We start from the raw sequence: 12038 nt of genomic DNA on the forward strand, positions 1-12038 counted from the left end.
ATTCGCGCCTTGAATGTTACCGGGCAGCCCTTTTTACTCGCATCAATGAAATCCGCTGATCATCGGAGGTGACGCCATGCGCGACGCACAAACAAAGACCCTTGCCCGACCTGACAATCGCGCCCTGACGCTGGGGCTTGGTATGGCTACCGGGCTTGTGCTGGCGCTGGCACCATTCGCGGCGAAAGCAGAAACAACCGTCAGTCATGGCTACTCTAACTTTGGCGAGCTGAAATACGGGCCAGACTTCAAACATCTGGACTATGTGAACCCGGACGCGCCGAAGGGGGGCGAGATCTCGTTGTGGTCACAAGGCAGCTTTGACAGCTTCAATCTGTACGCCCGCAAAGGACGGCCCGCAGCCAACACCACGTTGGGTCACGAAAGTGTTCTGGTCGCCACCGCCGACGACCCCTATGGGATGTACTGCCTTCTTTGTGAGACGCTTGAATACCCGGACGACTTGGCTTGGGTGATATTCAACTTGCGCGACGATGTTCGATTTCAGGATGGAACACCGCTGACGGCCGAAGACATCGAGTTTACCTTCAACCTATTTTTGGAAAAGGGAATCGCAGAGTACCGCGAGCGTGTGAAGGTCTATATTGACCACGTCGAGGTTCTGTCGCCCAGCAAAATCAAGTTTGTGTTCGCCGACGCCGCGCCACGCGCCGAGCGTGTCAGCTTTGCAGGCGGAACTCCCGCGTTCTCGAAAAAATGGTTCGAGGAAACCGGTGCGCAGCTTGACGATCGTTCAGACGCCCCGTTCATGTCGACCGGCCCATATGTATTGGGTGACTTCGACTATGGTCGCGAAGTGAATTATGTCCGCTCTGATAACTATTGGGGCGCAGATCATCCGCTTCAGATCGGGCAGAACAATTTCGACACGGTCAAAACCGTCTATTTCGCAGATGCCACTGCCGCGATGGAAGGTTTCACAGCCGGGGCCTATACCTTCCGAACCGAGAATTCGTCGAACCTTTGGGCGACTGCCTATGACTTTCCAAATCTGAAAGACGGCCATGTCGTTAAAGCCGAACTTCCAGATGGAACCGTGGGGTCGTCGCAAAACTTTGTGTTCAACCTGTCTCGCGAGAACTGGCAAGACCCACGCGTTCGCGAAGCCTTTGGGTATATGTTCAACTTCGAATGGTCCAACGAAGCACTGTTTTACGGGCTCTATACGCGGGTAAACAGCTTCTGGCCCGGAACAGATATGGCGGCTACCGGTGCGCCCAGCCCCGAAGAGGTCGCCCTGCTTCAGCCCTTCGTTGACCAAGGTCTTCTGGACGCCAGCATCCTGACGGACGAGGTCGTCGCACCTCCGGTCCATGATGCGGCTAGCAATCAACCGTCGCGTCGCCAATACCGTGCAGCAAGCGCCTTGCTGGATGATGCTGGTTGGGAAAGTGGTGATGATGGGCTACGCCGGCGCAATGGCGAAGTGCTAAGCGTGACATTTCTGACCTACAGCCCGCTCTTCGATCGGATTATCAATCCTGTTGTCGAAAACATGAAACGTCTTGGTGTGGATGCCAAGCTCGAACGGGTCGACATTCCACAATATGTCGAGCGTCTGCGGGCGGGCGATTTTGACATGACGACGGACACGATTCAGATGTCGTTTGAACCGGGCGCGGATCTTGAACAATGGTTCCATTCACGCACCGCAGACGACAGCTCGCGCAATGTTATGCGTCTGGCGGATCCTGCCATCGACGCAATACTGCCGCTGGTGACGCAGGCAACAACGCTGGATGAACTGAAGCTTGCCGCGCGGGTGATAGACCGTGTCTTGCTGTCCAAGCGCCTGACCATTCCGCAATGGTACAAAGACGCGCACACAGTCGCTTACTACGATATGTACGAACACCCCGACCCAATTCCGCCCTTGGCCCTTGGCACGCTAAGTTTCTGGTGGCAAAACGCAGAAAAGGCCGAGGCACTTAAATCGGCGGGCGTGTTGAAGTAGGCAACCCCGGCAAAAACGAGCACAAATCCAAGGACCGCATATGGGCGCCTATATTCTGCGAAGACTGCTTTTGATCATCCCGACCCTGTTCGGGATCATGGTGATCAATTTCACGCTGACGCAATTCGTACCCGGAGGCCCAATCGAGCAGATCATCGCCCAGATGGAAGGCGGCGGGGATGTGTTCGAAACGATCTCGGGCGGGGGCGATGCTGGGATCGAGGCTGCCGGTGGTGGCGACGAAAGCTATCTTGGCGCACGTGGCCTGCCCGAGGAATTCATTGCCGAGCTTGAGAAAGAATTCGGCTTCGACAAGCCTCCGCTTGAGCGCTTCTTCACGATGATTTGGAACTATATGCGACTGGATTTCGGCGAAAGTTACTTCCGGTCGATTGGAGTTTTCGAACTGGTGGCCGAAAAGATGCCCGTGTCGATCACGCTGGGGCTATGGTCAACGGTCATCGCCTATGTGATCTCGATCCCGCTGGGCATTCAGAAAGCCGTGCGGGACGGCTCGAAGTTTGACACTTGGACCTCAGGCATGATCATCGTGGCCTATGCCATTCCGGGCTTCCTGTTCGCAATCCTCCTGCTGGTCTTGTTTGCGGGCGGATCATATCTGCAATGGTTCCCTTTGCGCGGCCTGACATCCGACAATTGGGAGGATCTGTCGCTGTGGGGCAAGGTCGTGGATTACTTCTGGCACATCACTCTGCCGGTTCTGGCCTCCACGATTGCCAGCTTCGCAACCCTGACCCTGCTGACCAAGAACAGCTTTCTGGATGAGATCAAGAAACAGTATGTCGTGACCGCCCGCGCCAAAGGTCTGGCCGAGAACCGCGTGCTTTACGGCCATGTTTTTCGTAACGCGATGCTCATCGTGATTGCAGGCTTCCCATCGGTCTTTCTGGGTGTCTTTTTCGGCGGCTCGGTGATTATCGAAACGCTCTTCTCGCTCGATGGATTGGGACGTCTGGGATACGAGGCTGCTTTGGCCCGCGACTATCCGGTGATCTTTGGCACGCTCTTCGTCTTTGGTCTTTTGGGCCTTCTGGTCGGCATCCTGTCGGACCTCATGTATGTCTTCGTCGATCCCCGCATCGACTTTGAAGGGCGCGAGGTCTGATCATGGCGCTTTCCCCCCTCAACCAACGCCGCTGGCGCAATTTCCGCCGCAATGGCCGCGCCTTTTGGTCGCTGATCCTGTTTGCGATCCTGTTTGGCCTGTCCCTCTGCGCCGAGCTTTTGGCCAACGACAAACCCATCTTGGTGAAATATGACGGTGGCTTCTATACTCCCGTCTTCAAATTTTATCCGGAAACCGCGTTCGGAGGCGATTTCAAGACCGAAGCAGTCTATGGCGATATCGAAGTGCAGTGCCTGATCATCGCCCAAGGCTCCGAGGCCTGCTGGGACGACCCAGAAGGCGTGATCACCGAGGCCGAGACAGGTACGGTCGAGGGTGAACCGATCAACACAGGTTGGCTTCTATGGCCGCCGATTCCATACAGCTATACGACGATCAATGACGTTGACGGCGCCGCCCCAAGCGCCCCGGATGCAAAACACGTCCTGGGAACGGATGACACGGCACGCGACGTATTGGCCCGGGTGATCTATGGCTTCCGTCTATCGGTCTTCTTTACGATTGTTGTGACGGTTCTGACCTCGATCATCGGGATTACGGCGGGGGCCATTCAGGGCTATTTCGGCGGCTGGATCGACCTGATCTTCCAAAGGATCCTCGAGATCTGGGCTTCGACACCATCGCTCTACGTGATCATCATCCTCTTCGCGATCCTAGGGCGAAGTTTCTGGCTGTTGGTCTTCGTAACCGTCCTGTTCGGCTGGCCCGCACTGGTCGGCGTGGTCCGGGCCGAGTTCCTGCGCGCCCGCAATTTCGAATACGTCCGCGCCGCCCGTGCGCTTGGCGTGTCAAACCGCGTGATCATGTTCCGCCACGTGCTGCCCAACGCGATGGTCGCCACGCTGACCATGCTGCCTTTCATCATCACCGGCACGATCTCGACACTGGCAACGCTGGACTTTCTTGGCTTTGGCCTTCCGTCCTCTGCCCCATCGCTCGGCGAACTCACACGGCAGGCGAAACAGAACCTGCAAGCCCCGTGGCTGGCTTTTACCGCATTCATGACCTTCTCGATCCTTCTGTCGCTGCTCGTCTTCATCTTCGAAGGCGTGCGGGACGCGTTTGACCCAAGAAAGACCTTCCAATGAGCCTTCTGACCGTCAACAACCTGAGCGTCAGCTTCCGACAGGACGGACAAAGCCACCCCGCTGTGCGCGGGATCAGCTTCAACGTCGAGAAAGGTGAAACCGTAGCCTTGGTCGGCGAAAGCGGGTCGGGGAAATCCGTGTCCGCCCTGTCCACCGTGTCACTTCTGCCGGACAGCGCCGAGGTTACAGGGTCGATCACCTATGAAGGGCGCGAAATGATCGGCGCGTCCAAGTCCGATCTGCGCGATGTGCGCGGCAACGACATCAGCTTCATTTTCCAAGAGCCGATGACATCCCTGAACCCGCTCCACACGATCGAAAAGCAGATGGCGGAATCTATCCAGCTCCATCAGGGCCTGACCGGCGACGCCGTGCGCGCCCGCATTCTGGAGCTGCTCGACAAAGTCGGTATTCGCGACGCCGAGACACGCCTGCAGAACTATCCGCACCAGCTTTCCGGTGGGCAACGTCAGCGTGTGATGATCGCCATGGCGCTGGCCAATGGGCCCGAGCTTTTGATCGCAGACGAACCCACCACGGCGCTGGATGTGACCATTCAGGCGCAGATCCTCGACCTGCTGGCGGACCTCAAGGAAAGCGAGGGGATGAGCCTTCTGTTCATCACCCACGACCTTGGCATCGTGCGCAAGATCGCAGATCGCGTCTGCGTCATGAAAGACGGCGAGATTGTCGAGACCGGCCCAACAGCCGAGGTGTTCGAGAACCCGCAGCATGACTATACGAAAATGCTTCTAGGGGCCGAGGCACATGGCCGTCCAGATCCTGTCCCCGCTGACGCCCCTGAAATCGCGAGCGCTGAAAACCTGCGCATCTGGTTCCCCATTCAGCGCGGATTAATGCGCCGCACCGTCGGACACATCAAGGCGGTGAACGCCGCGACCTTCAACGTCCGCGCGGGCGAGACCATTGGCATCGTGGGCGAAAGCGGATCCGGCAAGACTACGCTGGCGCTGGCCGTGATGCGGTTGATCAGCTCGGACGGGCCGATTGTCTTCATGGGCGACGGCATTCAGGGGCTGAAGTCACGCCAACTGCAACCGCTACGCCGCGACATGCAAATCGTGTTCCAAGACCCTTATGGCTCGCTGTCCCCGCGCATGACCGCCGAGGAAATCATCGCCGAAGGTCTGTCCGTCCACGGGCTAGAGCCCGGCCGAAACCGGCGTGAAATGGTGGCGGAAATCATGGAAGAGGTCGGGCTAGACCCCAAAACCATGCACCGCTATCCGCACGAGTTCTCAGGCGGGCAACGTCAACGGATCGCGATTGCCCGCGCCATGATCCTGCGCCCGAAGCTAGTGGTTTTGGACGAACCGACCTCGGCGCTGGATATGACCGTGCAAGTGCAGATCGTCGAACTTCTGCGCAACCTGCAACGGAAGCACGGGCTGGCTTATCTGTTCATCTCGCACGACTTGCGCGTGGTCCGCGCGCTCAGCCACAAGGTGCTGGTGATGCGGGCAGGCGATGTTGTCGAAAGCGGCGACGCGGACCAGATCTTTGACGCGCCCGCGACGGACTATACCCGCGCGCTGATGGCCGCGGCCTTCGATATGAAGGCCAGCGACGCGGTGTCTCAGTAAATCAGGTCAGGCCACCTATTAGGAAGGTCCAAGCACCTTACAGCTCGTGTTGCGCGCGTTCAGGCGACGGCAGGCCAGATCAGCTTGATCTTCGGTCAGGCTGACAAAGTTAGCGTGCCAGCCGTCCGAGCGTTTGACGACCTTGCGCAGGGCTTCGTCCAGCGTATCAATCTCGCGCAGGGCGGTTTTCAGTAGGCGGCGTTCCGCATGATAGCGTGTGCCCAGAACCCCAACGTTAATTGCATAATGGCGCCCGCCCGAAGTGGACATGCGGGTCACGATTTCAGGCGCGACCTCGGCGGGTTTCGGTGCAGGTTCAAGCGAGGTCAGTATGATCGTCGCCGGGCGTGGCGGGGGCGAGGCCATGGCAGCCGTTTTCACGGTGGTCTCTCCGCCAAAGGGCTGCACGGCCTCGGGCACTGGTGTGGTTTCGATCGCCGGCACCAAAGCAACGGCTTCAGCTTCGGGCACCTTGGGTGCCTCTTCGGTAACGACCGCTGCAACGGCATCTTTGATGCTGTCTGTCAGGCTGGCCAATTGCGTGTCGGCGATAGGTTCTTGCGCCGCAACGGGACGAGGCGCAGGTCGCGGGCTGCGTTTGACGGCGGTGACAAGACGAATGGTCTTGCCAGCCCCTCCGGGTTCGTCAATCTCCATCGTGCCAGAGCCGCCCACATTCCCAGCATAGGCAGGCAAAGCAGGCTTGCGCACGGTGGCCCGACTTGGCGCGCGACGGAAACCAAGATCCATCAGCTCGGCCACTTTGGCGTTGCGCGAGGCGGTCGAGCGACCACCGAATACTGTGGTGATAATCCGTTCCTGTCCACGCTCGGCCGAGGCCACAAGGTTGAACCCGGCAGCGTTCGTAAACCCGGTTTTGATACCATCAGCACCTTTATAGCTATTCAGAAAACGGCGGTTGGTGTTGTTGACAGACTTCATGCCCGCATGGGTCGAGCGACGCGAGAACAGGTTATAGTATTCCGGGTGATCATAGAACAGGTGACGGCCGAGTGTCGTCATATCTCGTGCCGTGGACAAATGACCACTTTCGGTCAAACCATGCGCGTTCTTGAAATGCGTCCGCGTCATGCCCAGCGCCTTGGCGGTGCGGTTCATGCGGCGCGCAAACGCAGCCTCGGACCCCGAAATGGCAATGCCAATCGCAGTCGCTGCATCGTTCGCAGACTTCACCGCAGCAGCGCGTATCAGGTAACGCAGCTTGATCTTCTGACCCGTGCGCAGCCCCAGCTTCGACGGCGGCTCGGCCGAGGCTTTGCTGGTGATGGTCACGACAGTGTCCGCCGAAATCTCACCATGCTTGATGGCCTCAAACGCGACGTAGAGCGTCATCATTTTGGTCAAGGATGCCGGGTGCAGGCGGGTGTCCGCGTTTCGGGAATGCAAAACTTTGCCCGTTCGTGCGTCAATCACCATTGCCGCATAGGGCGCGGCATTTGCGCGCGCGGGCACAATCACTGTCAAACAGCCAATAACTGCGAGAAATAGCCCAAGCTGGGCTAACTGCTTCAAACGCGTCATCACGACGGTTACCTTTTCTGCCTCAATCGCCGGATCTTTTTTCGCCCAGCTGATTTGTTTTTTTCACGCTAGCACGCGGGATGGGTTTCGGAAACACCTTATTTTCAAAGACTTGAGGCGTGTCTTGTGGGTCACGCAGAGCGCCCACCCCCAATATATAGATCTTCGTGGACGCTGAATTACTAGATCTGCGCATCAGGCGGGGGGCTAAGACCGTCGCATGGCCGGCGGTTTTTTTGCCTGTTCACTAACAGCAAAAACCAAATGTTGAGAACTTCGCCCTCATTTTGTATGAGCGGTCCCGGATGCACAGCGCCCTGCCCCTTTTCACGGCACGGACAAGCCCTATATTGTGTGTTCCGGATGCCTTTGATTGCAACCCACGGAGCGATGTCGACATGACAACATCCCCCCTTCTGTCCTCGGGCGGTCCCGATGATGACGGTGACGCTGGTCTTGCGGTAGCAACCAAACCCAAAACCAAGCGCCCGCCGATGTATAAGGTGTTGCTGCTGAACGACGATTTCACGCCGATGGAATTCGTTGTCATGGTGCTGGAACGCTTCTTTGGCCTGAATCACTCGCAAGCGTTCGAGCTGATGCTGACCGTACATAAGAAAGGTCTGGCCGTGGCGGGCGTGTTCTCGTACGAGATCGCCGAAACCAAGGTCACTCAGGTGATGCAGCTGGCACGTGAACACCAGCACCCGCTGCAATGCACCATGGAAAAGGAATGACAGCCGCGCGCGGGGCCTGAGATGCTGCAAACTCGTTTGACCATTGCCCTTGATGAAGGGCTTATTGCACTGCCCGATGATGGCAGCATTCTGGTGATCGGCCCAACGCCAGATCACGATATCTTTGCGCTGCCGAAGGATCGCGTGACGATCTACAGCCACTTCTATCCCGATGTGCAGTTTTGGACTGCCCGCGGATACGAGGTTGTCAGCGACCTGCCCAACGCAGGTTTCACCGCTGCGCTGATCTGTGCGCCTCGGTCAAAGGCGCTGGCGCAGGCATGGCTTCATGCTGCGGATCGCGCGACGGGTGGCGGGTTGGTCATTTTGGATGGACAAAAGACCGACGGGATGGACAGCCATCTGAAGGCACTTAAGAAGTGTGCGAACTTGCTGGGCAACCTGTCGAAGGCGCATGGTAAGATCGTTTGGTTCCAAGGGCTCGACGCGCCCGAGTGGGAAGCCCAAGACATCACCCTAGAATACGGATTCATCACCCGCCCGGGCGTTTTCTCGGCCGAGAAGATCGACAAGGGATCCGAGGTTTTGGCCGCTGTCATGCCCGACGCAATCAACGGCCGCGTGGCCGATCTGGGCGCGGGCTGGGGATTCTTGTCGCGCCACATCCTATCGCGTGAAGGTGTCGAGGCATTAGACCTGATCGAGGCTGACAAGGTCGCACTGGATTGCGCCCGTCGCAAAATCGAAGACCCCCGCGCGCGGTTCCTATGGGACGACGCGACCTCCTTTACCCCGGATCAACCCTATGACGTGGTGATCTCGAACCCGCCCTTTCACACCAGCCGCGCCGGCCGACCCGAGCTGGGGCAAGCCTTCATCCAGTCGGCGGCGCGCATCCTGAAACCCTCAGGACGCTTCGTCATGGTCGCCAATCGCCACCTGCCCTACGAAGACACGCTGGCTAAATATTTCCGCGTGGTCGAGGATTTGGGTGGCACGCCAGGCTTCAAGCTTTTGGCGGGTCTGAAACCTCATCGCGCGGCGCAATAACATCCGCTAGTCTGGCGCGGGGAATCGCCCAGAGACAGGAGAGCTCATGTCTTTCAACATCGCAGGCAAAACCGCCATCATCACCGGCGCCGCCAACGGCATTGGCCTGTCCATCGCTCGGCATTTCGCCGATCACGGGGCCAATGTGGTCTGCGCGGACATGGACGAGGCCGGACTTTTGGACGAATGGGGGCCAAACCCCGACGAAGACAGCGAAGACGCCGGAAACACACGCATTTTCGCAGGTGATCTGCGGGAAAAGCTGACCATTGCGAACCTGCTATCAGCCACGATTGATGCGTTTGAACGCGTCGACATCTTGGTAAATGCGTCGCGTCAGGTGGCACTGGCCGATCCATTGGACACGGATGACCAATCGGTGGCGACCCTTCTGGATCAGAACCTGATGACCGGCCTACGGCTAAGCCAATTGGTGGCCAAACGCATGATCCTGCAGGGCAATGATTTGAACGAAGACGATACCGAAACGCCATTGGGCGCGATCGTCAATCTGTCTTCGCTCGCCGCAACCCGCACTCAGCCGGGTCTGATGGGGTACTCCATTGCCTCGGCAGCAGTGGATCAGATGACCCGATCGCTGGCCGTGGCACTGGCCCCGAACCGAATTCGCGTAAACGCAGTATCCTTCGCGTCGCTGATGAGCGCCAGCTTGCGCAACACGATCCGTGAAGCACCCGAAACACGCGATGACATCATCGAGGGCACACCGTTGGGAAGAATCGCTTCGGCCTCGGAAATTGTGGATGCGGTGCAGTTCCTGGCATCGGAAGGATCCAGCTTTATGACAGGCCATATTTTGCAGGTGGACGGCGGACGAAGCCTGTTGGACGCGGTGGGCAACCCTGCACACTGACAGCAAGCACCTGCGCGACATCCTGCCTTTTGCCAAACCCGCCCAGCTTTGGTAGCTGGTCAGGACAGCTGTTCGAATAGACCCCGGAGCCCCGATGACCAACCAGATGACCGATCAAAAAGCCCGCGCCAGCCAATGGTTCCACGAGCTTCGCGACCAGATCGTGGCCGCGTTTGAGGCGCTGGAAGAAAGCCAGACAGAAGGTCCAATGGCGGACCAACCTGCCGGCCGCTTCGAGGTCACCAAAACAACCCGTCAGTCGGATGATGGCTCGGACGCAGGCGGCGGAATGATGAGCGTCATGCGCGGTGGCCGCGTGTTCGAAAAGGTAGGCGTCAACATCTCGACCGTGTACGGCACGCTTGGAAAGCCCGCGCAGCAAGCGATGGCCGCACGTGGCGTTCCGGGGATCGAGGATGATCCGCGCTTCTGGGCCTCGGGAATTTCGCTTGTCGCGCATATGCAAAACCCGCATTGCCCAGCGGTGCACATGAACACCCGCATGTTTTGGACCCCCGGCGCGTGGTGGTTTGGCGGCGGCTCGGACCTGAACCCTTGCATCGAATATGACGAGGACACCGCGCATTTCCACAATGTGCAGAAAGATCACCTGGAGCCCCATGACCCCACGCTTTATGGCAAGCTGAAGGAATGGGCCGACGAGTATTTCTATATCCCCCATCGTGGCCGTGCCCGTGGGGTTGGCGGGATTTTTATGGATGACCGCAATACCGGAGATTGGGAAACGGATTTTGCCCTGACCCAAGACATTGGCCGCGCCTTCCTGCCTGCTTTCGTTCCGGTGACCGAAAAGCGCCGCAATACGCCGTGGGACGAAGCCGACAAGGACACACAGCTTGTGCATCGCGGGCTCTATGCCGAATATAATCTTGTCTATGACCGTGGCACCAAATTTGGCTTGGCAACAGGGCATGACGCCAATGCTGTCCTGATGAGCCTGCCGCCCATGGCAAAGTGGGTGTAAGACTTGCAAGTTGGCGATGAAATCCACGTCAATGACCGGATGCAATCGGGCTATACCTACCGGCTGGATGCACCTACGGGCGAGGATTTCGACCCGGGCTTTACCCCGCACCACTCCCCGGCCGAGATGCTATCCATGGGCGTCTTCGAGGGCAAATACCTGAACGATTGTCGGAACGAGTTTCCCGCCAGTTGGTTTGAAGGTGCCAAGCTGTCCAAGCACCCCGATGCAGGGGTCAATTACTTCGGTGTGAAAAGCCGTCAGCCAATTTCCGTCTGGCGCGAAAAAGGCTGGATCATCGGCCCCGACCCGCGCGGTTGGTTCCAATGGTACTGCCGCTATTACATGGGCCGTCGCCTGCCCGAGATTGACGCGGCCCAGATCAAACGCTGGCGCGCCTTCGCACGTCACGCCGGGCAAATTCGTGCAAATTGCTATCCCGGTGACATTTTTTGCCGCCCACGCCAGCGCCAGGCGCTTTTGCAATGGGCCTATGATCCATTGATTTGATCCGCTTGCCATGTGGGCGCACTCAGGGCAAGTTGTTGGGAAAGAAACGAAAGGCCTATGCGTGACGACCTTCAAACTTGACGATTTCCTGCCGTATCAGCTTGCTGTTTTGTCCAGCCGCGTCAGCGCGGAATTTTCCAAACACTATCGCGAAGCATATGGAATCTCGGTTTCCGAATGGCGTGTCGTGGCGCATCTAAGCCAAGCCGACAGTGTCAGCGTGCGCGAGATCCACAAGCGTGTGGACATGGACAAGCCCAAAGTCAGCCGCGCTGCGACGCGGCTTGAGGCGGCGGGCTATATCACCAAGACCGTCAACCCCAGCGACCGGCGCTTGGTCGAGCTGAGCCTGACCGACAAAGGACGCGCGATGATCGAGGCGCTGGCGCCGATTGCTGATAGCTATGAAGCGCGGTTGACCCAGCTATTGGGCGCGCAAGACGCTGGTTTTCGCGAAGCTGTGCTTACGATGCTAAACGGGCTCGAGCCGGGCAATTCAGCTGAAAGCTGATCTTCGCCACGTCTGACGGAGCGTTATTGCAGACAGCCCCCCGGCTTTGCGGCA

General features: G+C 58.3%; 11 protein-coding genes. 10 read left to right on the forward strand and 1 reads right to left on the reverse strand.

Annotation, left to right across the window (positions count from 1 at the left end):
• The first annotated feature begins 76 nt into the window (after positions 1–76).
• The 4 genes from ACXAH3_RS13765 to ACXAH3_RS13780 are packed head-to-tail and all read left to right on the forward strand — an operon-like array spanning position 77 to position 5814.
• Entirely contained in the window at positions 77–1975 is a 1899-nt protein-coding gene (locus tag ACXAH3_RS13765) for an extracellular solute-binding protein (RefSeq protein WP_474862661.1), read from the forward strand.
• A gap of 40 nt (positions 1976–2015) precedes the next feature.
• On the forward strand, positions 2016–3101 hold the full coding sequence (locus tag ACXAH3_RS13770; protein ID WP_474862662.1) for a microcin C ABC transporter permease YejB: 1086 nt from the start codon (positions 2016–2018) through the stop codon (positions 3099–3101).
• A gap of 2 nt (positions 3102–3103) precedes the next feature.
• The gene (locus ACXAH3_RS13775) at positions 3104–4210 is read left to right on the forward strand and encodes an ABC transporter permease (RefSeq protein WP_474862663.1); all 1107 of its coding nucleotides are present in this window, start codon (positions 3104–3106) and stop codon (positions 4208–4210) included.
• The gene (locus ACXAH3_RS13780) at positions 4207–5814 is read left to right on the forward strand and encodes an ABC transporter ATP-binding protein (RefSeq protein ID WP_474862665.1); all 1608 of its coding nucleotides are present in this window, start codon (positions 4207–4209) and stop codon (positions 5812–5814) included. Before ACXAH3_RS13775 ends, ACXAH3_RS13780 begins: the two co-directional genes overlap by 4 nt.
• An 18-nt stretch (positions 5815–5832) precedes the next feature.
• On the opposite strand, the gene ACXAH3_RS13785 is transcribed toward ACXAH3_RS13780, so the two are convergent.
• On the reverse strand, positions 5833–7356 hold the full coding sequence (locus ACXAH3_RS13785) for a D-alanyl-D-alanine carboxypeptidase family protein (RefSeq protein ID WP_474862666.1): 1524 nt from the start codon (positions 7354–7356) through the stop codon (positions 5833–5835).
• Positions 7357–7754: 398 nt separating this feature from the next.
• Between ACXAH3_RS13785 and clpS the strand changes: the two genes are divergently transcribed.
• From clpS to ACXAH3_RS13815, 6 genes are all read left to right on the forward strand, one after another.
• On the forward strand, positions 7755–8093 hold the full coding sequence (gene clpS, locus ACXAH3_RS13790; protein WP_474862667.1) for an ATP-dependent Clp protease adapter ClpS: 339 nt from the start codon (positions 7755–7757) through the stop codon (positions 8091–8093).
• A gap of 21 nt (positions 8094–8114) precedes the next feature.
• Entirely contained in the window at positions 8115–9104 is a 990-nt protein-coding gene (locus ACXAH3_RS13795; protein WP_474862668.1) for a class I SAM-dependent methyltransferase, read from the forward strand.
• A 46-nt stretch (positions 9105–9150) separates the two neighbouring features.
• A complete protein-coding gene (locus tag ACXAH3_RS13800; RefSeq protein WP_474862669.1) occupies positions 9151–9978 on the forward strand; it encodes an SDR family NAD(P)-dependent oxidoreductase in 828 nt (275 codons plus the stop codon).
• A gap of 94 nt (positions 9979–10072) precedes the next feature.
• Positions 10073–10963: an oxygen-dependent coproporphyrinogen oxidase gene (gene hemF, locus ACXAH3_RS13805; protein WP_474862670.1), complete on the forward strand. Its 891-nt coding sequence runs from the start codon at positions 10073–10075 to the stop codon at positions 10961–10963.
• Between the two features lie 3 nt (positions 10964–10966).
• Positions 10967–11473: a hypothetical protein gene (locus tag ACXAH3_RS13810; RefSeq protein ID WP_474862671.1), complete on the forward strand. Its 507-nt coding sequence runs from the start codon at positions 10967–10969 to the stop codon at positions 11471–11473.
• Between the two features lie 61 nt (positions 11474–11534).
• Positions 11535–11984, forward strand: coding sequence for a MarR family winged helix-turn-helix transcriptional regulator (locus ACXAH3_RS13815; protein WP_474862672.1), 450 nt, complete (start codon positions 11535–11537; stop codon positions 11982–11984).
• The last annotated feature ends 54 nt before the right edge of the window (positions 11985–12038 follow it).

The organism is Aliiroseovarius sp. ABM4_368 (assembly GCF_056161205.1).